23 protein-coding genes are annotated in these 22,163 nt (G+C 63.1%); 10 read left to right on the forward strand and 13 right to left on the reverse strand.

Annotated features, from left to right (window positions below; all coding sequences use genetic code 11):
• Positions 1-3: 3 nt before the first annotated feature.
• The 3 genes from IAE40_RS14695 to IAE40_RS14705 all read right to left on the reverse strand — a co-directional run bounded on the left by IAE40_RS14695 (position 4) and on the right by IAE40_RS14705 (position 1,762).
• Positions 4-645, reverse strand: coding sequence for a DUF2589 domain-containing protein (locus IAE40_RS14695; protein WP_153772718.1), 642 nt, complete (start codon positions 643-645; stop codon positions 4-6).
• A gap of 43 nt (positions 646-688) precedes the next feature.
• Positions 689-1,069 carry a Mor transcription activator family protein gene (locus IAE40_RS14700; protein ID WP_054891525.1) on the reverse strand — a complete coding sequence of 127 codons (381 nt, stop codon included), beginning with the start codon at positions 1,067-1,069 and terminating at the stop codon, positions 689-691.
• Positions 1,070-1,300: 231 nt separating this feature from the next.
• Positions 1,301-1,762 (reverse strand): hypothetical protein, encoded by a 462-nt coding sequence (locus tag IAE40_RS14705; protein ID WP_153772717.1) that lies wholly within the window; start codon positions 1,760-1,762, stop codon positions 1,301-1,303.
• A 150-nt stretch (positions 1,763-1,912) separates the two neighbouring features.
• On the opposite strand from IAE40_RS14705, the gene IAE40_RS14710 reads away from it, so the two are divergent.
• Positions 1,913-2,101, forward strand: coding sequence for a hypothetical protein (locus IAE40_RS14710; RefSeq protein WP_054891523.1), 189 nt, complete (start codon positions 1,913-1,915; stop codon positions 2,099-2,101).
• Positions 2,102-2,136: 35 nt separating this feature from the next.
• On the opposite strand, the gene IAE40_RS14715 is transcribed toward IAE40_RS14710, so the two are convergent.
• Positions 2,137-2,511: a hypothetical protein gene (locus IAE40_RS14715; protein ID WP_063545229.1), complete on the reverse strand. Its 375-nt coding sequence runs from the start codon at positions 2,509-2,511 to the stop codon at positions 2,137-2,139.
• A 171-nt stretch (positions 2,512-2,682) separates the two neighbouring features.
• Here IAE40_RS14715 and pvdQ point away from each other — a divergent pair, with 171 nt between their 5' ends.
• Complete coding sequence (gene pvdQ / locus IAE40_RS14720; protein ID WP_200603445.1) at positions 2,683-5,025, forward strand: bifunctional acylase PvdQ; 2,343 nt, start codon at positions 2,683-2,685, stop codon at positions 5,023-5,025.
• A gap of 49 nt (positions 5,026-5,074) precedes the next feature.
• Here pvdQ and IAE40_RS14725 read toward each other — a convergent pair whose 3' ends face one another.
• Together IAE40_RS14725 and IAE40_RS14730 are read right to left on the reverse strand one after the other, a co-directional pair.
• On the reverse strand, positions 5,075-5,797 hold the full coding sequence (locus IAE40_RS14725) for a UDP-2,3-diacylglucosamine diphosphatase (RefSeq protein WP_054891520.1): 723 nt from the start codon (positions 5,795-5,797) through the stop codon (positions 5,075-5,077).
• The gene (locus tag IAE40_RS14730) at positions 5,794-6,294 is read right to left on the reverse strand and encodes a peptidylprolyl isomerase (protein ID WP_063545226.1); all 501 of its coding nucleotides are present in this window, start codon (positions 6,292-6,294) and stop codon (positions 5,794-5,796) included. Before IAE40_RS14730 ends, IAE40_RS14725 begins: the two co-directional genes overlap by 4 nt.
• Positions 6,295-6,540: 246 nt before the next feature.
• Between IAE40_RS14730 and IAE40_RS14735 the strand changes: the two genes are divergently transcribed.
• Positions 6,541-8,241 carry a glutamine--tRNA ligase/YqeY domain fusion protein gene (locus IAE40_RS14735; RefSeq protein ID WP_054891518.1) on the forward strand — a complete coding sequence of 567 codons (1,701 nt, stop codon included), beginning with the start codon at positions 6,541-6,543 and terminating at the stop codon, positions 8,239-8,241.
• A 9-nt stretch (positions 8,242-8,250) separates the two neighbouring features.
• On the forward strand, positions 8,251-9,633 hold the full coding sequence (gene cysS, locus IAE40_RS14740) for a cysteine--tRNA ligase (RefSeq protein WP_063545225.1): 1,383 nt from the start codon (positions 8,251-8,253) through the stop codon (positions 9,631-9,633).
• A gap of 76 nt (positions 9,634-9,709) precedes the next feature.
• Here cysS and IAE40_RS14745 read toward each other — a convergent pair whose 3' ends face one another.
• The 7 genes from IAE40_RS14745 to IAE40_RS14775 all read right to left on the reverse strand — a co-directional run bounded on the left by IAE40_RS14745 (position 9,710) and on the right by IAE40_RS14775 (position 15,371).
• Positions 9,710-11,089 carry a sensor histidine kinase gene (locus IAE40_RS14745; RefSeq protein WP_054891516.1) on the reverse strand — a complete coding sequence of 460 codons (1,380 nt, stop codon included), beginning with the start codon at positions 11,087-11,089 and terminating at the stop codon, positions 9,710-9,712.
• The gene (locus tag IAE40_RS14750; protein ID WP_054891589.1) at positions 11,067-11,747 is read right to left on the reverse strand and encodes a response regulator transcription factor; all 681 of its coding nucleotides are present in this window, start codon (positions 11,745-11,747) and stop codon (positions 11,067-11,069) included. Before IAE40_RS14750 ends, IAE40_RS14745 begins: the two co-directional genes overlap by 23 nt.
• Before the next feature lie 234 nt (positions 11,748-11,981).
• Complete coding sequence (locus IAE40_RS14755; protein WP_054891515.1) at positions 11,982-12,998, reverse strand: branched-chain amino acid aminotransferase; 1,017 nt, start codon at positions 12,996-12,998, stop codon at positions 11,982-11,984.
• Between the two features lie 223 nt (positions 12,999-13,221).
• The gene (locus tag IAE40_RS14760; RefSeq protein WP_200603446.1) at positions 13,222-13,482 is read right to left on the reverse strand and encodes a hypothetical protein; all 261 of its coding nucleotides are present in this window, start codon (positions 13,480-13,482) and stop codon (positions 13,222-13,224) included.
• Positions 13,482-13,874 (reverse strand): hypothetical protein, encoded by a 393-nt coding sequence (locus IAE40_RS14765; RefSeq protein ID WP_200603447.1) that lies wholly within the window; start codon positions 13,872-13,874, stop codon positions 13,482-13,484. The genes IAE40_RS14760 and IAE40_RS14765 overlap by 1 nt, the downstream gene beginning before the upstream one ends.
• A 205-nt stretch (positions 13,875-14,079) precedes the next feature.
• Positions 14,080-14,448 (reverse strand): glyoxalase superfamily protein, encoded by a 369-nt coding sequence (locus tag IAE40_RS14770; protein ID WP_200603448.1) that lies wholly within the window; start codon positions 14,446-14,448, stop codon positions 14,080-14,082.
• 65 nt (positions 14,449-14,513) lie between these two features.
• Positions 14,514-15,371, reverse strand: coding sequence for a LysR substrate-binding domain-containing protein (locus IAE40_RS14775; protein WP_054891512.1), 858 nt, complete (start codon positions 15,369-15,371; stop codon positions 14,514-14,516).
• Between the two features lie 277 nt (positions 15,372-15,648).
• On the opposite strand from IAE40_RS14775, the gene IAE40_RS14780 reads away from it, so the two are divergent.
• The 6 genes from IAE40_RS14780 to metC all read left to right on the forward strand — a co-directional run bounded on the left by IAE40_RS14780 (position 15,649) and on the right by metC (position 22,163).
• The gene (locus tag IAE40_RS14780; protein WP_125929664.1) at positions 15,649-16,488 is read left to right on the forward strand and encodes a transporter substrate-binding domain-containing protein; all 840 of its coding nucleotides are present in this window, start codon (positions 15,649-15,651) and stop codon (positions 16,486-16,488) included.
• Positions 16,488-17,222, forward strand: coding sequence for an ABC transporter permease subunit (locus tag IAE40_RS14785; RefSeq protein WP_200603449.1), 735 nt, complete (start codon positions 16,488-16,490; stop codon positions 17,220-17,222). Before IAE40_RS14780 ends, IAE40_RS14785 begins: the two co-directional genes overlap by 1 nt.
• Entirely contained in the window at positions 17,212-17,892 is a 681-nt protein-coding gene (locus IAE40_RS14790; protein WP_200603450.1) for an amino acid ABC transporter permease, read from the forward strand. The genes IAE40_RS14785 and IAE40_RS14790 overlap by 11 nt, the downstream gene beginning before the upstream one ends.
• On the forward strand, positions 17,882-18,700 hold the full coding sequence (locus tag IAE40_RS14795; protein WP_054891508.1) for an amino acid ABC transporter ATP-binding protein: 819 nt from the start codon (positions 17,882-17,884) through the stop codon (positions 18,698-18,700). The genes IAE40_RS14790 and IAE40_RS14795 overlap by 11 nt, the downstream gene beginning before the upstream one ends.
• Before the next feature lie 29 nt (positions 18,701-18,729).
• Positions 18,730-19,320, forward strand: a complete 591-nt coding sequence (locus IAE40_RS14800) for a cysteine dioxygenase family protein (protein ID WP_063545217.1) — start codon at positions 18,730-18,732, stop codon at positions 19,318-19,320.
• Positions 19,321-19,463: 143 nt separating this feature from the next.
• Positions 19,464-22,163 (forward strand): cystathionine beta-lyase, encoded by a 2,700-nt coding sequence (gene metC / locus IAE40_RS14805; RefSeq protein ID WP_197890952.1) that lies wholly within the window; start codon positions 19,464-19,466, stop codon positions 22,161-22,163.

Here is a 22,163-nt window from a genome sequence, read left to right on the forward strand (position 1 = left end):
GCATCAAGGTGTTGCTGTGGATTTTTCGGCGGCGGGCAGGGTGTCCTCATTCGAGATGCTGTCGCTGCTGCGCAGCTGTTCACTGGCGAGCACGGTAGGTTTGGTTGCGGCATCAGTGAGGAAATCCATCACGCGCATGAGGGCTTCCGGTGGTTGCTGACGGCGCACGGTAGTGTTGAAGGCGTAGCGCGCGCGGGTATCGGTCTTGCGGGTCTGTTCCGACTTGTGGCTTACACTGCCTTTCACATTCAGCTTGAAAGGTCCCCAGCCGAGCGAGGCCTCCATGCTGCCTTCCGCCTCCTTGGAGGATCGGTCCTCGGCCATCTGGTTGATGGTCATCTCGAACTCGATCTTGCCTTCGTCGATGGCAATGTTCGGGTGGGTGATGGCCGCCAGCAGTGGCACCTTCATGCTCTTGGCGACGATACCTTTGTATTCGCCATCCTCACCGACGATGGTCTCGTCGTAGTCGAACTGGATGGCGACTGCCTTGCCATCCTGGATGCAGACATTCATGAGGAAGTCGGCGTACGACTTGCTCGCGGTGACCTGCGCCTGGACCATGGCCTGCAAGGGGCCGGCAATCATTCGGTCCATGGGTAGAGAGTTGATGACAGAACCGATCAGGCTGTTGTCAATGGACATGGGTGATACTCCTTCGGGGGCGGTGAAAGCTCAGGCCCGGTTTTCAGTGGGGGTGGTTGTCCTGGCGCCGGATGTTGCCGATCTGACGCAGGCTCAGTCCGTACTTGTCCGCGAGCAGGCTGCGCGACAGCCCGCTGGCACTTTCTTTCTGGATTTGCAGGTTGCGCAACTGGCGCTGGAAGTGGTCGGCCTTGGGAATCTCCAGGGCAATGCCGGCATAGCGCTTGATCAGTGCGTCCAGCGCGTCGGCTGGCAGAAGATCGGCCAGCCGTGTGCGGTCACGGTGTTTGGGGATGTACTTGGGGCGGCCGCCGTAGGCGCAGGTCAGCCGGTACGCATTTTCAAGGCCGATGCACTCGATCAGCGATTGCAGTGAATGAGGTAGCTGGGCGACATCGATTGCAGTCAGATCTGGCAGTTCCATATTCGATTTCCCTGTGTCTTAGAGGCCAGCACGATGGGTGCCCAGGGATTCTCAGTCACCTCTCCCGATCATTCCTAGGCGCCAAGTGGCCCATGCTCTGTAGTTCCTGTAGAGCGTTTGTTGCAGGCAGATGAGAGCTCTTGCGTAGGAAGTTGAACCGTGATTTTGCAGCAGGTCTTGTTCTTTATCGGTCGACTTCTTAGGTGTGTTCCAAGGGTGTCGGTACCCATTTCAATCGCAGGGGTAGGCTTTGCGCAGGCTTGCCAAGCCTAGGTAGCTTTGAGGGCTGGACACCGCTGCGGCGGGCAATGCGCGCCAGTCCACGTCCACGCACAGTGCTTCGAGCGCTTGGCTACCGCGATAGCCGATGACTTGCGGGCTGAATACCCGGCGGTAGCGCGCGTGGGTAATGGAGAAGGGTTCTACATGCTGCGCCTGTGCCAGGGTCAATCTGACCATGGCCGGCAGTTTCGAGGGGGGAGGGACGAAGCGCAACTGGCCTGGCTGGGCCTGTAACAAGCCGTTGCCACGAACCTGTTGCCACAACTGCTGCCATTGGTTGCTGCCGCTGGAGGCTTCGAGGCGGGTGCCGAGCTCGAGCAGTTGTTCGCGGGGCAGGGTGCTGGTATCGATGGCGTGGGCGCAGGTGAGCGGGAGAAACAGCAAGGTGCAAAGCACGAGGGGTTTTGGCATGGTCGCTCCGGGGCACGAGTCGGGCGTCCATGTTTTCAATCTTGAGCGGCGAAGCTCAGCAGGAAATGCATCGCGTGTGGATCTGGCCATGTATCATGTGGCCGGCTCGTGACGAGCTTCTTTTGTCCCTGATGCTCCAAGGAATTGCCGATGACACACATGCAGCGCTTCAAATATTCGATCCTCATCATCGTGGTGATGATGGGTGTGATGTTCGGCCTGAGCTACCTGCAGAAACAGGGCACGATCAGCGAGCAGACCTTCCAGTACCTGGCCATCGGTATCGCCGTGGTCGTCGTGGTGATCAACGGCATCCTGCGGCGCAAGGTCAAGTCCTGACGCAGGCCAGCCGGCCATCCTGGCCGGCCGGGGAATCAGCGCAGGGCGTTCTGCTCCAGTACGGCGCGGGCTGCGGGCTGAAGGCTGTAGCACTTGTCATCGCCCAGGCTGATGACGCCCTCGGTGCAGAGTCGCTTGAGCACTTCGCGCACGCTCAGGAATGACAGCGGGATGTCCAGTTGCTCCAGCTGCGCATGCACGCCGCGTACGCCGATGCTACGGCCACTGCGATCGGCCGAATGCAGCGCATCGATGACTTTCAGGCGAATCAGGCTGGTGCGCAGACCGTAGGCGCGCAACAGTTCGCGGATCTGTTCGTTGCCGATCCGTTCCTGCGCGCCAGTGCTGTCTTGCGGCGATGTGCGCTCAGCGGTGCGCTGGTGCTGCGCCTGCAGTTGCGGGTTGTACATGTGAATGCTCCTTTTCGTGGACTGTCCCGAAATCATGAGTGCCTAACTATTAGGACGAATGAGCGCGGGAAAACTGCAGTTCTGACTGAAAAAAAACTGCCACGTCCTTTTCAAGACGTTCCCGCATAGCGCAATACGTAAAATTTTCATCTGGCTGCTCGTCTGATCGGGATGACCTCTCATACCCCAGGAGTGCCCGTGATCACACTATCGCGTCCCTTGTCCTGCCTTGGCCTGGCCATCGTGCTTGCCGCCGCTGCCGTCGGCGTTCAGGCGCGGGAGGTTGCCGGAGATGCTTCGGCGCAGATTCGCCGCACCAGCTTCGGTGTGCCGCATATCCTGGCCAGCGATGAGCGTGGCCTGGGCTATGGCATCGGCTACGCCTATGCCCAGGACAACCTGTGCCTGCTGGCTGACGAAGTGCTCACGGTCAATGGTGAGCGGTCGAAATATTTGGGTGCCGAAGGCAAGACGGTCGAGCAGCGCGGCAACCTCGACAGCGATCTGTTCTTCACCTGGCTGAACGACAATGCGGCAGTCAACGGATTCCTCCAGGCGCAGTCGGCACCCATTCGCGATCGCCTGGAGGGCTACGCTGCCGGCTACAACCGAGCGCTTGCCGAACGCAAGGCCCAGGGGCTGCCGGTGGAGTGCGGGGCGGGCGACTGGGTCAGGCCAATCACCAGCCTGGACCTGGTGAAGCTGACCCGCCGACTGCTGGCTGAAGGGGGCATCGGTCAGTTCGCCGAAGCGGTGGTTGCGGCGACGCCGCCGGGGCTGGCCATGCACAGGCCAAAGGCCGACTACAGCGTGGCCCTGGCACGCCAGCAGGCGTTCGCCAGCGAGCGTGGCAGCAACGCCGTGGCCGTCGGTGCGCAGCGCTCGGCCAATGGGCGTGGCTTGTTGCTCGCCAACCCGCACTTCCCCTGGATTGGCGGCCTGCGGTTCTATCAGATGCAGTTGACCATTCCCGGGCAACTGGATGTGATGGGGGCGGCGCTGCCGGGGTTGCCAGTGATCAACATCGGTTTCAACCGTGATCTGGCCTGGACCCATACCGTCGACACCTCCAAGCACTTCACCCTGTACCGTCTGCAGCTCGACCCGAAGGATCCCACCCGTTACCTGCTGGATGGCCAGTCGCTGCCGCTCCAACAGCAGGCAATCACTGTTGCGGTGAAGGGGGCAGACGGAACGCTCAGCCAGGTGCAGCGCCAGATCCACGTCTCCAGGTTCGGCCCTGTGGTGCAGTGGCCGGGGCGTCTGGACTGGGATGGCAAATATGCCTACAGCCTGCGCGATGCCAATCTCGACAACACGCGAGTGCTTGAGCAGTGGTACGGGATCAATCGCGCCAAGGACATCGATGCTGTCAAGACCTCGGTGGCCAAGCTTCAGGGCATTCCTTGGGTCAACACCCTGGCGGTGGATGCCGGTGGCCGCGCGCTGTACCTGAATCAGTCGGTGGTGCCGTATGTCGACAAGGCCATGCTTGCCCAGTGCAGCGATCCATCGCTGGTCGGGCCGTTGGTCGTACTGGACGGTTCGCGCAGCGCCTGCCAGTGGAAGGTCGACCCCGACGCTGCGCAACCTGGAATCTTCCCCGCGCGCCTGCAGCCAAGCCTTGAGCGTGCGGACTTCGTGCAGAACTCCAATGACTCGGCCTGGCAGGTCAACCCGGCCCAGCCGCTGACAGGCTTCTCGCCGCTGATCAGCCGTGAAGACCAACCCTTGGGGATGCGTACCCGCTTTGCCTTGCAGCGCCTGCAAGGTCGCGCCAAGCTCGGCGTAGCTGAGCTGCAGCACATGGTGCTGGACGACGAGGTGTATCTGGCCAGCCAACTGCTGCCAGAGCTGCTGGACTGGTGCAAAGGCACCGAACGCGATCTGCAGGCTGTTTGCGCCAGCCTCGAGGCCTGGAACGGCAAGGCCGGCACCGACAGCGGCATGGGGCTTGTGCATTTTGCCAACATCATGGAAGCGCTGGGCGACCAGCCGCAAATCTGGCGTGTGGCGTTCGATCCGGCAGATCCGCAGCACACGCCGCGTGGTCTTGCAGTAGAGCAAGCAGCAGTACGCGCGCTGCTGCGTGAGGCGGCGCTGGCTTCTTTGGCGCAGGTGCAGGAAGGCGGCATGGCGCAAGAACAGCAGTGGGGGCAGGTACAGCAAGCGCTGGACGGCACGCCGGTGCCGGGTGGCCCGCAGGAGTTGGGGGTCTACAACGCCATGGTCAGTGTGCCCAATGGGGCAGGGAAGCGTCTGGTAGTCAGCGGTACCAGCTACCTGCAGTTGGTCAGCTTCACCGAGCAGGGGCCTCAGGCCAAGGGGTTGCTGGCGTTTTCACTGTCCAGCGAGTCGGCCTCGGTACACGCATTTGACCAGACGCGTGCCTTTGCGGTCGGACAATTGGCGCCCATTCCGTTTACCGAAGCGCAGATCACGTCCGATCCTCAGTATCGCCAGTATGTGGTGAGCGAGCGGGATGAGCAGGCACTGGTCAGCGCGGGGAAATAGTCGAAATCAGTGGCCCTGTGGTGGCACGAGCCACCTCAGGGCCTGCGCGTCAGGAAAATTCGAACGGCGCCAGGTGCATGCCCTGGTCGTCCACCTGCAGCGCCCAGCCTCGGCGATCCCAGTCCCCCAGTACGATGCGCCGAGCCGGCTGGCCCTCGACCACCAGCTTGTGCAGGGCAGGGCGGTGAGTATGGCCATGGATCAGCGTGCGCACACTGTGCTCGCTCATCACCTTGGGCACTTCGTCGGGGGTGACATCGACGATTTCAGTGTTCTTCATCCGCACCTGCGCCTGGCTTTCACTGCGCAGCTTGCGCGCCAGTTTCTGGCGCGTGGATCGCGGCAAGTGACGCAGAATCCAGAGGCTCAGCGGGTTGCGCAGGTAGCGGCGCAGCTTCATGTAGGCCACGTCGCGGGTGCACAGGGTGTCGCCATGCATCAGCAGTACCGGCTCGCCACCCAGCTCAACCACGCTAGGGTCGGTCAGCAGGGTGCAGCCAGCGGCCTTGCAGAAGTCCTGGCCGATGAGAAAGTCGCGGTTGCCGTGCATCAGGTAGATCGCCGTGCCGCTGTCGGACAGCGTGCGCAACGCCTGGCAGATCGATTGCTGGAACGGCGTCATGGCATCGTCGCCGATCCAGGCATCGAAGAAGTCGCCAAGAATGTACAGCGCCTTGGCGTGTCGCGCCCGCCCATCGAGCAGATCAAGAAACGCCCGGGTAATGTCCGGGCGTTCTTCTTGCAGGTGCAGATCGGAGATCAGCAGGATCACTCAATGATCTCGGCTTTCTCGATGATCACGTCGTCCTTCGGCACGTCCTGGTGGCCAGCCTTGGAACCGGTGGCGACTTTCTCGATGGCATCGACCACTTCACGGCCTTCGGTCACTTCGCCGAATACCGCGTAGCCCCAGCCCTGCACGTTCTTGCCGCTGTGGTTGAGGAAGTCGTTGTCGGAAGCGTTGATGAAGAACTGCGCCGAGGCGGAGTGCGGCTCCATGGTGCGGGCCATGGCGATGCTGTACTTGGTGTTCTTCAGGCCGTTGTCGGCTTCGTTCTGGATGCTGGCGCGGGTTTTCTTCTGGTTCATGCCAGGCTCGAAGCCGCCGCCCTGGATCATGAAGCCCTTGATCACACGGTGGAACACGGTGCCGTCGAAGTGGCCGTCCTTGACGTATTGAACGAAGTTCTCGACGGTTTGCGGGGCTTTTTCGGCGTTCAGTTGCAGAACGATGTCGCCGTGGTTGGTGCTCAGTTTGACTTTGGACATGCTGAAATTCGCTCTTTCAAGGCATTCGGAAATAGGGTGCACAGGTCGCGTACTGTACCTGACGCAGGATCTGGCGGCGGCGACACAAGGCGCGCGGCGGCCATTTTGCCAGCTGGCGACAAAACGCTGCGAGAAATCGCGCCAGTTTGTCGGTGCCCGGCTGTCAGCAGCTTGACTGCTTCGGCTATGATAGGCCCTTTGATTCAATCGGCCTACCCGGACCGGACATCTGCATTCAAGGATCCTATGAGCAAGCCCACCGACAACGCGACCAACGCCGCTGCCAAAGGCGCCCCCGCCGTCCCTGCGAACTTCCTGCGACCGATCGTCCAGGCTGACCTGGACTCGGGCAAGCACAGCAGTATCGTCACCCGCTTCCCGCCGGAACCGAACGGTTATCTGCACATCGGCCACGCCAAGTCGATCTGCGTCAACTTCGGTCTGGCCCAGGAGTTCGGTGGCGCCTGCCACTTGCGTTTCGACGACACCAACCCGGCCAAGGAGGACCAGGAGTACATCGACGCCATCCAGCGTGATGTCAAGTGGCTGGGCTTCGAGTGGACCGGTCCGGTGCGCTTTGCTTCCGATTATTTCGACCAGTTGCACGACTGGGCGGTCGAGCTGATCAAGCGCGGCAAGGCCTACGTCTGCGACCTGACCCCCGAGCAGGCCAAGGAGTATCGCGGCACCCTGACCCAGCCCGGCAAGAACAGCCCGTTCCGCGAGCGCAGCGTCGAGGAGAACCTCGACCTGTTCGCCCGCATGAAGGCTGGCGAGTTCAAGGACGGTGAGCGTGTGCTGCGTGCCAAGATCGACATGGCTTCGCCCAACATGAACCTGCGCGACCCCATTCTTTACCGCATCCGCCATGCCCACCACCACCAGACCGGTGACAAGTGGTGCATCTACCCCAACTACGACTTCACCCACGGCCAGTCGGACGCCATCGAGGGCATTACCCACTCGATCTGCACCCTGGAGTTCGAGGGCCATCGTCCACTGTATGACTGGTTCCTCGACAACCTGCCGGTCCCGGCGCATCCGCGCCAGTACGAGTTCAGCCGCCTGAACCTGAACTACACCATCACCTCCAAGCGCAAGCTCAAGCAGTTGGTGGACGAGCAGCACGTCGAGGGCTGGGACGATCCGCGCATGTCCACGCTCTCGGGCTACCGCCGTCGTGGCTACACCCCGGCCTCGATCCGCAACTTCTGCGACATGGTCGGCACCAACCGCTCCGATGGCGTGGTCGACATGTCGATGCTCGAGTTCAGCATTCGGGACGACCTCGACCGCACCGCGCCGCGCGCCATGTGCGTACTGCGTCCGCTGAAGGTGGTGATCACCAACTACCCTGAAGGCCAGGTCGAGCAGCTCGAACTGCCGCGCCACCCGAAGGAAGACATGGGCGTGCGCGTCCTGCCGTTCGCCCGTGAGCTGTACATCGACCGCGATGACTTCATGGAAGAGCCGCCCAAGGGATACAAGCGCCTGGAGCCAGCCGGTGAAGTGCGCCTGCGCGGCAGCTATGTAATTCGTGCCGACGAGGCGATCAAGGATGCCGAGGGCAATATCGTCGAGCTGCGCTGCTCGTACGATCCGGACACGCTGGGCAAGAACCCCGAGGGTCGCAAGGTCAAGGGCGTGATCCACTGGGTGCCGGCCGCCGCCAGCATCGAGTGCGAGGTGCGCCTGTACGACCGCCTGTTCCGCTCGCCCAATCCGGAGAAAACCGATGAGGGCGGCAGCTTCCTTGAAAATATCAATCCGCAATCGCTGCAGGTGCTGACGGGTTGTCGTGCCGAACCTTCGCTGGGCCAGGCCCAGCCAGAAGATCGCTTCCAGTTCGAGCGTGAAGGCTACTTCTGCGCCGACCTGAAAGACAGCCAGCCGGGTCGCCCGGTGTTCAACCGCACCGTGACCCTGCGCGATTCGTGGGGCAGCTAAGGAATCCTCGTGCTTAACATCTACAACACCCTGAGCAAGACCAAGGAAGTCTTCAAACCCCTGGATGGCAACAACGTGCGCATGTACGTCTGCGGCATGACCGTGTACGACTACTGCCACCTGGGCCATGGTCGCAGCATGGTGGCGTTCGACCTGATCACCCGTTGGCTGCGCAAGAGTGGCTACGCGCTCACGTACGTGCGCAACATCACCGACATCGACGACAAGATCATCAACCGCGCCAACGAAAACGGCGAGCGCTTCGATGAGCTGACTGCGCGCATGATCGATGCCATGCATGAGGATGAGCGTCGTCTCAACATCCTCAAGCCGGACCTGGAACCGCGCGCCACCGATCACATCCCCGGCATGCACGCGATGATCCAGACCCTGATCGACAAGGGCTATGCCTACGCGCCGGGCAATGGCGACGTGTACTACCGCGTCGGCAAGTTCGTCGGCTACGGCAAGCTGTCGCGACGCAAGATCGAAGACCTGCGTATCGGCGCGCGGATCGAGGTCGACGAGGCCAAGCAGGATCCGCTGGACTTCGTCCTGTGGAAGGGCGCCAAGCCGGGCGAGCCGAGCTGGGATTCGCCCTGGGGCCCGGGCCGTCCGGGCTGGCACATCGAGTGCTCGGTGATGTCCACCTGCTGCCTGGGCGAGAGCTTCGACATCCACGGTGGTGGCAGCGACCTCGAGTTCCCGCACCACGAGAACGAGATCGCCCAGAGCGAGGCAGCCACCGGCAAGCCTTATGCGGCGGCCTGGATGCACTGCGGCATGATCCGTATCAATGGCGAGAAGATGTCGAAGTCGCTGAACAACTTCTTCACCATTCGCGACGTGCTCGAGAAGTACCACCCGGAGGTGGTGCGTTATCTGCTGGTGGCCAGCCACTACCGCAGCGCCATCAATTACTCCGAAGACAGCTTGCGCGATGCCAAGGGCGCCCTGGAGCGTTTCTATCACGCACTGCGTGGCCTGCCGCGCGTCGCCGCCAAGGGTGGCGAGGCGTTCGTCGAGCGGTTCAGCGTGGCGATGAACGATGACTTCGGCACCCCTGAAGCCTGCGCCGTGCTGTTCGACCTGGTCCGCGAGATCAACCGCCTGCGCGACAGCGACGCTGAGGCAGCGGCAGGCCTTGCCGGTCGCCTGCGTGAGCTGGGTGATGTATTGGGTGTGCTGCAGCTTGATGCCGACGACTTTTTGCGTGCCGGTGCTGAAGGCAAGGTCGATGCTGCCGAGGTCGAGGCTTTGATCCAGGCGCGTTTGCAGGCGCGTACGGACAAGAACTGGGCAGAGTCCGATCGCATTCGCGATCAACTGGCTGCCATGGGTGTGGTGCTTGAAGACAGCAAAGGCACCACCACCTGGCGTCTGGCTGACTGATACGACTCGAGGGCTGCCCAGCAGCCCTGTTGCGGGACAAGTCGGGGCACCGAACCGACTTGTCCCGTGATGCTTTTCAGGCCGTCGAGCAGTGCAGCACCAGCTTCGCTCCACCCAGCTCGCTACTGCCCACTTCCAGTCTGAACCCATGCAGGTCGACGATCGCTGCGACGATCGACAAGCCTAGCCCGAACCCTGGGTGACGATGTCCTTCCTCGCTGCGATAGAAGCGCTTGAGCACCGCAGCACGCTCCTGTTCCGGAATCCCCGGTCCGCTGTCCTCGATGGCGATATGCACGCCATCGTCGTCGTGCAGTGCCTGGATCCGTACCTGCCCACCCTCCGGGGTGAACTTGATGCCGTTGCCGACCAGGTTGGCCAAAGCCTCGAATAGCAGTTCGCGGTCGCCGTGCAGCGCGGGCAGCTGCGCAGGCTGCTCCAGTTGCAGGCGAATGCTGCCATCCTCTGCGAGCGGCAGGTAGAAGTCGTGCAACTCCACCAGCAAATTGTGCGGATCAAGCTCGACGAAACCTGCGCGGCGCTGGCGGTCTTCCAGCTCGCTGATGCGCAGCAGGCCGCGGAAACGTGCCATCAGGGTGTCGGTCTCGCTAATGGCTTGATCCAGCGCTTCGGCTTCCGGCGAGTTCGCTCCGCTCTGCTGGCGAATGCGGTAGAGCTGGGCGCGCAGGCGGGTCAGCGGTGTACGCAGGTCGTGGGCAATGTTGTCGCAGACACCCTTGACCTCGTGCATCAGCCGTTCGATGCGGTCGAGCATGGCGTTGACGATCGCGGCCAGCATGTCCAGCTCGTCTCGTCGTGCCGACAGCGGCAAGCGGTGGGTGAGATCGCCGGCCACGATCAGCTCGGCGCTCGCCTGTACGGCGCGGATACGCTTGAGCGGGCGCCTGCGTAGCAGGTACCAGCCGGCGAAACCGGGAATCAGCGTCAGCGAAATGCCCCAGAGCAGCGCGTGCAGAATGATTCGGGTCACCACGAACAGCGAGCCGTTGTCGCGCACCAGCACCAGCCAGCGCCCATCGGGGATGCGGATCGCCACCGCATCACAGCTGTCGCGCGGCAGGTGCGGATCGTCGGCATCCAGGCAACGCTTGAGTTCGTGAACCTTGCCGTCCAGGCCCAATTCCGACGGAATCGAGCGGATACGACCGCCGATGGGGTTGAGCTGCGGGTCGAACAGGCCGTACGCGTCGAAGCTGCGTTCCTCGAAGGCCTGGCTGGCGATCAACGCATCGTCCAGCTGCTTGCCGGTCATGTGCGCGAAGAGGTGCTGGCGTTGCAGCATGGAGTGGCGGGTCAGCTTGTTGAGGTAGCTGGTGACCTCGAAGTACAGCACCCCCATGAGGATGCTGCTCCAGGCCACGAACAGGAAGCTGTACAGCGCCAGCAGGCGGCTGGTCGAGGAGCTCCAGCCCTTAGATGGGTTCAGCAATGGCATAACCGGAGCCCCGTACGGTTCGGATCAGCGGTGTCTGGCCGGGTGGGTCGATCTTCTTGCGCAGACGACCGATGTGGACGTCGATCAGGTTGGTGCCGGGATCGAAGTGATAACCCCACACTTCCTCGAAGATCATCATGCGAGTGATGACCTGCCCGGAGTGACGCATCAGGTATTCGAGCAGTTTGTATTCGGTTGGCAGCAGGTTCAGGCTGCTCTCGCCGCGTCGGGCCTCATGGCTGATCAAGTCCAGCTCCAGGTCGGCGACCTGGAGGCGGGTCTGGGTCATGGGCACGCTGTTGCGCCGCAGCAGCACCTCGACGCGGGCCGCCATCTCGTCGGAGGCGAAAGGCTTGGTGAGGTAGTCGTCGCCGCCTGCACGCAGACCGCGCACGCGCTCGTCGACATCCGACAGGGCACTGATCATCAGGATGGGCGTGGCGATCTTCAGACTGCGCAGGGTGGTGACGATGGTCAGGCCGTCGACTTCCGGGAGCATCCGGTCCACGGTGATCAGGTCGTAGCCGCCGGCAATGGCCTTGGCCAGGCCTTCGCGGCCATTGTCTGCCCAGTCGACCTCCAGCCCGTGGCTGGAAAGTTCGGCGACGATTTCCTGGGCGGTGACGGCGTCGTCTTCGATAGTCAGTACGCGGGGCATGCTAATACCTGGGCGGCGATTGGATGGCTGATTGTGCCAAAGAATAGACAAACGGCGATTTAAGAAAAATTCATCTATCAGAGGCAGGGTGCCAGTATCGGTGTTTTCACGCGTTTGGCGTTCAGCGCGACTCCGTTGGGGAGCAGGCTCGCCTGCAAAGAAACCGGCCCTGACAGCAATGAAAACGGGGCGTGCCATTGCTGGCACGCCCCGTTTTCATTGCAAGGCGATGCCTCAGGCGACCTTGATGATCCAGCCCGCCGGTGCTTCGACGTCACCGCTCTGGATGCCGGTCAGCTCGTTGTAGAGCTTCTGGGTGACCGGGCCGACCTTTTCCAGGTCGTGGAACACGTGCAGTTTGCCGTTGTACTCGATGCCGCCGATCGGGGTGATGACTGCGGCGGTACCGCAAGCGCCCGCTTCGATGAAGCGGTCAAGCTTGCTGATTTCGACGTCGCCTTCGATCACGGTCAGGCCCAGGCGCGATTGCGCCAGTTCCATCAGCGACAGGCGAGTGATACCGGGCAGGACCGAGGCCGATTTCGGCGTGACGAACTCGTTGTTGGCGGTAATGCCGAAGAAGTTGGCCGACCCGACCTCCTCGATCTTGGTGTGGGTCAGCGGATCCAGGTAGATGGCGTCGGCGAAGTTGGCTTTCTTCGCTTCGGAACCCGGTTGCAGGCTGGCGGCATAGTTGCCCCCGACCTTGGCTGCACCGGTGCCCTGCGGGGCGGCGCGGTCGAAGCTGGAGATCTGGAAGTTGTGCGGCTTCATGCCGCCCTTGAAGTACGAGCCAACCGGGATGGCGAACACCGAGAAGATGAACTCCGGCGCGGTGCGCACGCCGATGTTGTCACCGGTGCCGATCACGAACGGACGCAGGTACAGGGCTCCCTTGCCATGCGGCGGGACGAACTTCTCGTTGGCCTTGACCACCTGCTTGCAGGCCTCGATGAACACATCGGTCGGCACGTGTGGCATCAGCAGGCGGGCGCAGCTGCGCTGCATGCGTGCGGCGTTCTGGTCCGGGCGGAACAGGTTGATCGAGCCGTCCTTGCAGCGGTAGGCCTTCAGGCCCTCGAAGCATTGCTGGCCGTAGTGCAGGGCAGTCGAGCCTTCGCTGATGTGCAGCACGTTGTCGTCGGTCAGGGTGCCTTTGTCCCACTCGCCGTTGCGCCACACGGACAGGTAGCGCTTGTCGGTCTTGATGTAGTCGAAGCCCAGCTTGTCCCAGTTGATCTCGTTGCTCATGACACCCTCTATTGTCTTGCAGAGGCCCGATCGCTCGGGCTGCTTTTAAATGCGCACCTCGCCACGATAATACATCCGCAGAGGATGGGGAACGGCCAGTCATGAATTGGTTGGCTGGCTGTCGGATGATCTGCAGTGCAGTGCTGGTGGGGGCTCTGGTCGGGCGTGAGGTATTTTGCGTAGCCGTTTGGCCTATCCGCAGTGCTCGCTCTGTACCGTTGTGCTACGAGCCTTCTCCATGATCGGCATCTGAACAATGTTTCGTTTGATGGGTAAGCAGGTGGATGCCTGTGGCGGCCAGAAATATCGGCCATAGAAATGCTGGGATGCCCAGCAATGTTCCATGTCCGAGCAAGAAAAGGCTTGCGATGGCACATGAGATTAATGCGATGCCCGCCCACTTGCGCATGTTCGGACGACAAAGGATTCGGTCTGTGATGAGTGCAATCAGGGACAATAAGATGATGCTGATCAAATCGTTCATCAGGTGGCTCGACTGTTGATGATCAGGCTCTTGTTGGTGCGCTGAGGTCCTATGCCGCCTTGAACTTGGGCTTGAATACTGACAATTCTGTCTCCGGAGTGGAATGTCGGGATGCGACTGGTGACATAGGAGCCGACCAGGCCGCCCACTACCAAGCCTCCTGCAAGCGTAACGGTCCCGATCGGGGTGCTGACGGCGCTTCCAAATACGGCGCCGACGCTGTTGCGCTGCTCGTTCAACAGGTCAGCCTGGCTTCGAGTGAGAGGGGAGGAGATGGCTACACGCAGCGAGCACGGCCTGTCATTTGCCTGCATGCGATCGTAGACATCAATGATGAGGTCGGTAATTCGATAATTATCTTGACGGGCCGCGGTAAAACAAAGCTGGTTCAAGCGGCTTCGATCTGAGGGTTGGACGATCAATTCGTTGATTTGGAATGTGATCCCGTGATGAGCGACGACTTGATATGTCCTTGTAACCTGCAAGCGAAGTTCCTTACTGGTGTCGAATCCATTTCAGGTTCGCGCACAATGCAGAACTTTCGCTGCTGAGCCTATTCACTTGCTTCTAAGTAGTGCGTAGGAGATTTCAGTAATGCTATGCATCCCCTATCTGCTGACAAAACCGCAGCAAATTGCCGAACGGATCACGGATCTGCATTTGCAGCCCCCAGTCCACCCGCTCGGCTTCGGGGCGTGAATAACCGTACTTTTTGGCCTGCAGTTCGCTTTCGAGCGCCTTGAGGTCTTCGACCCGGGCAAACACGGTGGAGCCTGGCGTGGCGTCGCCATAGTGTTCGGACAGGTGCAGGATCAGCCCGTCGCGGTGAATCTGCACATACAGCGGCAGGTCCGGGGCGAAGCGGTGTTCCCAGTCGATGGTGAAGCCCAGGAAATCGAGGTAGAACTCCTTGGCCTTGTCGACCGAGAAGATGCGCAGCACGGGAATGGCGGGGGCGAACGACATGGGGGCATCCTTACCGAGTGAGAGGTCGCCACTCTAGCGCATCGCGGTGGGCCGTGGCGATTGGCTCACAGCCCCACGCTGGCGCGCACCATGGCATAGGCCTGGCGCACTAGCGGGTTGACCGTATTGGCCCGTACCCACAGGTGGTAGGTGACGTCCGGCAGAGGCGGCAGGCCGTCGCTCTGGCCGAGCACGCGCATGTCCGGGCCGACCATCTCCTGGCTGCGCGCGGTGATGCCCAATCCTGCGCGGACTGCGGCCTTGATGCCGATCAGGTTGGACGCCAGGTAGGCCTGGCGCCACGGTATGCCGGCCTGTTCCAGGGCGTCCAGGGCCAGTCGGCGGTACAGGCTGGGTTCGTCCACCAGCACCAACGGTAGCGGTTCGCCGGGGATGTGCTGGTACTGCGCTGCACAGATCCACCACACCGGCGAGGTGCGCAAGGCGAAACCCTCCACGCCGGGGGCGGTGACGGTGGAAATGACCATGTCGACCTTGCCACGCTGCAGGTCGTCCATCAGAAACGGGCTGCGGCCGACGTTTATCTCCAGGCGCAGGTTCGGCGCCGAACGGGCGATATGGCCAAGCAGAGGTGGCAGGATGGTGTCGGCGATGTCATGCGGCGAACCGATCCGCAGCACGCCGCTCAGGCCGTCCTGACGCAGGCCGGCGAGGGCTTCGTCATTGAGTGCGAGCATCTGCCGGGCATGGCGCAACAACTGGCGGCCGGCATCGGTGAGGGCTTTGTGTCGGCCCTGCTTGCGCAGCAGCGCTACGCCCACCTGCTGTTCCAGCCGTTGCATGTGCTGGGTGACCGAGGCCTGGGTGCGGGCCAGGTGGCGACCGGCTTCGGCGAAGCTTGTGTGATCGACGATGGCGACGAAGGTGCGTAGCAGATCGAGGTCCAGGGCGGGTGCGGTCATCGGCGGGCCTGCGGTTGGAGTGGGGGAGGCGGATCGCCCGTTTTTACATTACTGTCAGTCAATAAACAATAAAGAATTATTATGTTTTGTTGGCCTGGATTTGCAACGCCTTGATGCAAAACCCATATTTTACGCTGCTTATGCCAAATCAAGCTCCTACTCATTCGATCCAAGTTATAACGATAGTCAATATTTGCATTTCCCCTGATCCCACCAAGTTTCTAGGATGCGCCCTCATTGGCCGGATGTTCCGGCTGCCGGGATGAGGAGCCCCACCATGTCGCTGTCCACCGTTGCCCGTCGCGGCCTGTTTGCCGCGTTGCTCGCCACCACCGGCCTTGCCGCCAGCGGCCTTGCCCAGGCCGATGCCACCCTGGACAAGATCCAGCAGCGCCACAAGCTGGCGGTGGGGGTGGTGCTTTCCGGCGGTCCCTTCGGTGCCATCGACCCGAACACCCGCGAGCCGATCGGTTTCAGCGTCGATCTGGCCCGCGACCTGGCGCGCCAGTTGGGCGTCGAGGTCGATCTGGTCGCGGTACAGCCGGCCAATCGCGTGCAGTTCCTGCAGCAAGGCAAGGTCGATCTGCTGATCGCCAACATGGAATGGACACCTGAGCGCGACAAGCTGCTGGGCCATGTGCCCACGCCGTTCTACCGGGTTGGCGGCACCGCCGCGCTGGCCAAGGACAGCCCGGTCAAGACCTGGGCCGACCTCAAGGGCCAGCCGGTGTGCACCTCCCAGGGCAGCAGCTACACCCAGGCACTGATCGACCTGGGCGCCGACCTCAAGGCCTTCAAGACCTCCGCCGAATCCCTGCTGGCCCTGCGCGGTAACAACTGCGTGGCCGCCGTGCATGACGCCACGCTGATCAATCCGCTGTTGGCCAAGGGGGGAGAGTGGAGCGGCTATCGTGCCCTGACCCCGGAGCTGAACCCGGCGCCCTCGGTGATCTGGACCCGCCTGGGCGAAACCGACACCCAGCAGCGCCTGGACCCCTTCGTCAAGCAATGGCACCGCAGTGGCTGGCTGATCGAACGTGAGCAGGCCAACCACATCACCCCGGCCTCGCCGGCGCTGGTGGAGTTGCGTGCCAAGCTGCAGGGCGAAGGCGCCTGATGAGCGACAGCCTGCACTGGCTGGTGGGGCAGCTTGCCCATCTCGGCCTGAACTATGCATTCCTGCTCGACACCTACGCCAGTGGCAAGCTGTTCGACGGTGCGCTGACCACGCTCGGCCTGTGCCTGTTCAGCATCCTCGGCAGCTTGCTGGTGGGGGTGCTGCTGGCTGCTGCGGTCACGTCCGGGCAGCGCTGGCTGGCCTGGCCGGCGCGGGCCTTCATCGAGGTGACGCGTAACACGCCGACCCTGGTGCAGCTGTACTGCGCCTTCCTGGTGTTGAACATGCTGATCAACCAGAGCCTGGGCAATGCCAACCCCATGACCCCCTTCGCCTGGGTGGTGCTGGTGATCTCCCTGCACAAGGGCGCCTTTCACGCCGAAGCCCTGCGCGCAGGGATCGAGGCGGTGCCGGCAGTGACCCTCGAAGCGGCCAGCTCGCTGGCCTTCAGCCGTCGCCAGCAACTGCTGCAGGTGCAGTTGCCACTGGCCGTGCGCTTCGCCTTGCCGGCGCTGGTCAACAACCTGATCGACCTGGTGAAGATGACCGCCGTGGCCTCGGCCATCGCCGTCAACGACATCACCTATGCGTCGATCATGATCTGGACCCAGGGCGACAACGTCATCGAACTGATGCTGCTGATCCTGGCCTTTTTCGGACTGCTCAGCTTTGCAGTCAACTGTATCGGCCGCGCCCTGGAAGCGCGCCTGAGGATGCCCGGTTATGGCCATTGAGCATTTCGCCACGCTCTGGCAGTGGTCGCCCACCCTGGGCGCGGGCCTGTTGCAGAACATCCAGATCAGCGTCGGAGCCATCGCCCTGGGTACGCTGCTGGGCCTGTTGGTGGGGATGCTGCTGCTGTCGCCGCTGCGCCCCCTGCGCGGCGTGGCGCGGTTGTGGGTGCAGGTGTTTCGCAATGCGCCCTGGTTGGTGCTGATCTACTTTACTTCCTATGTATTCCCGTTCGATGTGCAGATTGCCGGTACCTGGGTGGCCTTTCCCGACTGGCTCAAGGTCACTGTGGGCCTTGCACTGCCAGCCAGCGCCAACGTTGCCGAGATCTTCCGCGGCGCGGTCGCCTCGATTCCGGCGACTCAGTGGGAGGCTGCGCGTTCGCTGGCCTTCAGCCGTGGTCAGATTTTCTGCTCGATCATTCTGCCGCAGTGCCTGCGGCGCATGTTGCCGCCGTGGATGAACCTGTACGCGGTGGTGACCATGGGCACCGCACTGGCTTCGCTGGTGGGCGTGCACGACCTGATCGACAGCGCGCAAATCGCTGCCAACACCGTCAACCGTAGCGGTTTCACGGTGCTGGTGTATTTCAGTGTGCTGGCGCTGTTCTTCGTCTACTGCTACCCGATTGCCCGCCTGACCCAACGCCTGGAGCGTCGCTATGCCTTCTGAACCTTTGATCCAGCTTCGCGATGTGCACCTGGCCTTTGGCGACAATCCGGTGCTGCGCGGTATCGACCTGGACGTGCAGGCCGGGCAGGCGGTGTCGATCATCGGCCCGTCCGGCTCAGGCAAATCGACCATCCTGCGCTGCATGACCGGGCTGTTGCGCCCGCAGCGCGGCAGCATCCGCATAGGCGATACCGCGGTGGAGCAACTGCAGGGCGAAGCCGGGCTGATCGCCCTGCGCAAGCAGGTCGGTTTCGTCTTCCAGCAGTACAACCTGTTTCCCCACCTGAGTGTGCTCGACAACCTGCTGATCGCCCCGACCAAGGTCCTTGGCCGCCCGCGTCAGGAGGTCCGTGACGAGGCCCTGGCACTGCTCGACAAGGTTCGCCTGGGCCACAAGGCCACGGCATTTCCCGGTGAGCTCTCCGGCGGCCAGCAGCAGCGCGTGGCGATTGCCCGAGCCCTGGCCATGCGGCCCAAGCTGATCCTGTTCGATGAGGTGACCTCGGCGCTCGACCCCGAGATGGTCGGCGAGGTGCTGGCGGTGATCCGCGAGTTGACCGAGGAGGGCATGACCTGCGTGCTGGTCACCCACGAGATGCGCTTTGCCGAAGAGATCAGCGACCAGGTGTACTTCACCGAGCATGGCCGCATCGTCGAGCACGGCAGCGCCGAGCAGGTGTTCCGTGCCCCGACCCATGCACGCACCCAGGCCTTCCTCCAGCACGCGCTGGGCGAGGGCAGTCAGCGCCCGAGCCGCCCGGCGCCCGATGTATTGACCAACCTGGGGCGCTACAGCCTCAGCGTGTGATTTCAGCCTCCAGCCAAGAGAGACCGACCATGTCCCGTGATTCCGTGATCCAGCCGTTCCTTGCGCAAGTGCGCGCCATCCATGCGCGCGGCGTCGACCGTGCAGCTCTGCAGCAGATCGTCAAGCTGCTCGAGGGCCTGGCCGAGCGCCGCGAATTGTTCAACTTCGAGCGTTTTCCGGCCCCGGATGCCGCCACCGGCGAAACCCAGTTTCGCTATCGCCTGAATGACGACGGCGAGTCGCCGACCCTGTACGTCAATTCGCTGTTGCCGGGCAAGGCGACCCTGCCGCACAACCATGAGACCTGGGCGATCATCGTCGCCGTCGAGGGCCAGGAGCTCAACCGCGTGTACCGCCGCGAAGACGACGGCAGCGATCCGGCCCGTGCCACCCTGGCGCTGGAGCGCGAGATCGTGGTGCAGCCGGGAACCTCGGTGGCCTTCCTGGGCGAGGATCTGCATGGCATCCGCGTCGAGGGCGACAGCCCGACGCTGCACTTCCACCTCTATGGCCGCCCGCTGGAGTCTCTGGAACACCGCTACGGCGTCAAGGATGACGGCAGCGTGGTGAACTACAACAAATCACAGATGGCGCCTTCGATCGAGGCTTACGGGCTTTGAGATCGGTGTCGCGCTTTTCGCGGGCAAGCCCGCTCCTACATCCTGAATGCCCAGTAAGGCACCTGTAGGAGCGGGCTTGCCCGCGAACAGCGCGACACGATCTGCCAGCCCTGCACCCCACCAACGACCACGGACTGCGTCCCATGATCCCCAGCATCACCCCCGAGCTCCTGCACACCTGGCTGTTCGACGGCCAGGAAATCGCCCTGTTCGACCTGCGCGAGCACGGTCAATACGGCGAGGCCCATCTGTTTTACGCCGTCAATCTGCCCTACAGCCGTCTTGAGCTCGAAGCGCAGCGCCTCGCGCCCACTCCTGCGGTACGCGTGGTGGTCTACGACGAGGACGGCGGTGCGTTGGCCCAACGCGGGGCCCAGCGTCTGCAAGCGTTGGGCTACACCTGCGTGCAGTGCCTGGAGGGCGGCAGCCTGGGCTGGCAGCGCGCCGGTTTCGAGCTGTTCGCCGGTGTGCACTTGCCCTCGAAGGCTTTCGGCGAGCTGGTCGAGCATGCCTGCCACACCCCGCGCATCAGTGCCCAGGAGCTGGCCGAGTGGCAGCGCCAAGGCAAGCCGTTGGTGCTGCTCGATGGTCGCCCGCTGGAGGAGTTCGCCAAGATGAGCATCCCCGGCGCCACCTGCTGTCCGAATGGCGAGCTGGGCTATCGCCTGGAAGACCTGGTGAGCGACCCGCACACCCCCGTGGTGATCAATTGCGCCGGCCGCACCCGCAGCATCATCGGTGCGCAGACGCTGATCAACCTGGGCATAGACAACCCGGTCTATGCCTTGGAGAACGGCACCCAAGGCTGGTACCTGGTGGACCTGCCGCTGGATCACGGCAGCCAACGCGGGTATCCCGAACACAGCGGCGCCGCACTGCCCAGACAGCGTGCGCGAGCGCGGCAGCTGGCCCAGCAGGCGGGGGTTGCCTGGGTGGACGCACAGCAGGTCCGGCAGTGGGCCGCCGACGCCGGGCGCAGCCTGTTTCTCTGCGACGTGCGCACCCCTGAAGAATTCGCCGCCGGCAGCCTGCCGGGCGCACAGCATTGCCCAGGCGGCCAGCTGATTCAGGGTACCGACCTGTATATCGGTGTGCGCAAGGCCCGCGTGGTGCTGTTCGACACCGATGGCGTGCGTGCGCCGGTGGTCGCCAGTTGGCTGCGCCAGATGGGCCACGAGGCCCATGTGCTCGAAGGCGGCCTGGACAGCGGCCTGGCTCTGGACGTTGCTGCGCCATTGCCGGTGACCCTCGCCGAAGCCCGCGCCGATGAGCTTGCAGAGGCGTTACTGATCGACCTGCGCTCCAGCACCGCCTACCGCAAGCGCCACCTGCAAGGCGCCCGGTGGTCGATCCGTCCGCAATTGGCGCAGCAGGTGGGCGGAGCTGGGCAGCGCCTGGTGTTCATCGCCGACGATCCGCGCGTGGCACAGTTGGCGCTCGCCGAGCTGACACCTGCCCAGCAACAGGCTGCGCGGCTGTTCCCCCGTGCATCGCTGGACGACTGGCCGCAGGTGGACAACGACCTGTCGTTGCCGGATGCGGACTGTATCGATTTCCTGTTCTTCGTCCATGACCGGCACAGCGGCAACAAGGACGCGGCGCGCCAGTACCTGGCCTGGGAAACCGGCCTGATTGCCCAGATGAACGAGGCCGAAACCCGTAGCTTCAGCCCATTGACCGCTGTCGACCCGGTGGCCACGCGCCTGGTGCACGGTGGGCGAGGCGAGCAGGGCGTGGGTGCCCATGGCGTCAATCCGCCGGTCAGTCGCCTGAGCACGGTGTTGTTCGACAGCGTCGCCGACATGCGCCAGGCCCGTAGCCGTCGCGACCAGGAGCGCGTGCTCAGCTATGGTGCCCGTGGCAACCCCACGGCCTTTGCCCTGGAAGACCTGGTCAGCGAACTGGAAGGGGGGTATCGCACCCGGCTGTTTGCCACCGGCCTGCAGGCAATCGCCCAGACGTTCCTGGCCTACTTGCGTCCGGGAGATCATCTGCTGATCAGCGATGGTGTCTACGATCCGGTGCGGCGCCTGGCGCGTGAGCTGCTCGAACCCTTCGGCGTGCAGGTGCAGTACTTCGCCGCCGACGGTCGTGACCTGGAGCAGGCGCTGCGCGCCGAAACACGCATGGTCTACAGCGAAAGCCCCAGCTCGTTGCTCTACGAGCTCAACGACCTGCCGGCCATGGCTGCCCTGTGCAAGGCCCGCGGCGTGCTGCTGGCCGTCGACAACACCTGGGGCTCGGGCTACCTGCACCGGCCGCTGACCTTGGGCGCCGACATTTCGGTCATGGCCTTGACCAAGTACCTGGGCGGACACAGCGACGTGATGATGGGCAGTGTCTGCACCACCCGCGAAGCCTTTGCCGCGCTCTCGCGCATGAGCGACAACTGCGGCTGCACCGTAAGCCCCGACGATGCCTGGCTGGTGTTGCGTGGTGCGCGCAGTCTGGCCAGCCGCATGGCCGTGCACGAGCGTCAGGGGTTGGACATCGCGCGCTGGTTGCAACAGCGCGAGGACGTGGCGCAGGTGTTCCATCCAGCCTTGCCGGAGCACCCTGGGCACGCCTTGTGGCAGCGCGATTTCAGCGGTAGCAATGGCTTGCTCAGTTTCACCCTGGCGAATCCATCGCTGGCGAGTGCCGAGGCCTTTGTCAATGGCCTGCGCCTGTTCGGGATCGGTGCATCCTGGGGCGGCTACGAAAGCCTGGTGACCTTGGCCGGCACACGCGAGCGCCAGTTTGCGCCGACCCTGGGCGGGCCCCTGGTGCGCCTGCACGTGGGGCTGGAGGACGTGCGTTCGTTGCAACGCGATCTGGACCAGGCCCTGCGCCAGGCGTATTGA

This window comes from Pseudomonas sp. S44, from assembly GCF_016624805.1.
GTDB lineage: Bacteria > Pseudomonadota > Gammaproteobacteria > Pseudomonadales > Pseudomonadaceae > Aquipseudomonas > Aquipseudomonas machongensis.

Excerpts from the sequence above, each read along its gene's own strand:
- IAE40_RS14770 (WP_200603448.1), bottom strand. The coding sequence starts at position 14,448 with ATGTCGTTCGCCCCCGCCATTCCCGTGCTGCGCATCTTCTCGGTCGAC.
- IAE40_RS14710 (WP_054891523.1), top strand. The coding sequence starts at position 1,913 with ATGACACACATGCAGCGCTTCAAATATTCGATCCTCATCATCGTGGTG.
- IAE40_RS14755 (WP_054891515.1), bottom strand. The coding sequence starts at position 12,998 with ATGAGCAACGAGATCAACTGGGACAAGCTGGGCTTCGACTACATCAAG.
- metC (WP_197890952.1), top strand. The coding sequence starts at position 19,464 with ATGATCCCCAGCATCACCCCCGAGCTCCTGCACACCTGGCTGTTCGAC.
- IAE40_RS14795 (WP_054891508.1), top strand. The coding sequence starts at position 17,882 with ATGCCTTCTGAACCTTTGATCCAGCTTCGCGATGTGCACCTGGCCTTT.
- IAE40_RS14750 (WP_054891589.1), bottom strand. The coding sequence starts at position 11,747 with ATGCCCCGCGTACTGACTATCGAAGACGACGCCGTCACCGCCCAGGAA.
- IAE40_RS14790 (WP_200603450.1), top strand. The coding sequence starts at position 17,212 with ATGGCCATTGAGCATTTCGCCACGCTCTGGCAGTGGTCGCCCACCCTG.
- IAE40_RS14745 (WP_054891516.1), bottom strand. The coding sequence starts at position 11,089 with ATGCCATTGCTGAACCCATCTAAGGGCTGGAGCTCCTCGACCAGCCGC.
- IAE40_RS14695 (WP_153772718.1), bottom strand. The coding sequence starts at position 645 with ATGTCCATTGACAACAGCCTGATCGGTTCTGTCATCAACTCTCTACCC.
- IAE40_RS14715 (WP_063545229.1), bottom strand. The coding sequence starts at position 2,511 with ATGTACAACCCGCAACTGCAGGCGCAGCACCAGCGCACCGCTGAGCGC.
- IAE40_RS14735 (WP_054891518.1), top strand. The coding sequence starts at position 6,541 with ATGAGCAAGCCCACCGACAACGCGACCAACGCCGCTGCCAAAGGCGCC.
- IAE40_RS14785 (WP_200603449.1), top strand. The coding sequence starts at position 16,488 with ATGAGCGACAGCCTGCACTGGCTGGTGGGGCAGCTTGCCCATCTCGGC.
- IAE40_RS14700 (WP_054891525.1), bottom strand. The coding sequence starts at position 1,069 with ATGGAACTGCCAGATCTGACTGCAATCGATGTCGCCCAGCTACCTCAT.
- IAE40_RS14780 (WP_125929664.1), top strand. The coding sequence starts at position 15,649 with ATGTCGCTGTCCACCGTTGCCCGTCGCGGCCTGTTTGCCGCGTTGCTC.
- IAE40_RS14775 (WP_054891512.1), bottom strand. The coding sequence starts at position 15,371 with ATGACCGCACCCGCCCTGGACCTCGATCTGCTACGCACCTTCGTCGCC.
- pvdQ (WP_200603445.1), top strand. The coding sequence starts at position 2,683 with ATGACCTCTCATACCCCAGGAGTGCCCGTGATCACACTATCGCGTCCC.
- IAE40_RS14730 (WP_063545226.1), bottom strand. The coding sequence starts at position 6,294 with ATGTCCAAAGTCAAACTGAGCACCAACCACGGCGACATCGTTCTGCAA.
- IAE40_RS14760 (WP_200603446.1), bottom strand. The coding sequence starts at position 13,482 with ATGAACGATTTGATCAGCATCATCTTATTGTCCCTGATTGCACTCATC.
- IAE40_RS14800 (WP_063545217.1), top strand. The coding sequence starts at position 18,730 with ATGTCCCGTGATTCCGTGATCCAGCCGTTCCTTGCGCAAGTGCGCGCC.
- IAE40_RS14705 (WP_153772717.1), bottom strand. The coding sequence starts at position 1,762 with ATGCCAAAACCCCTCGTGCTTTGCACCTTGCTGTTTCTCCCGCTCACC.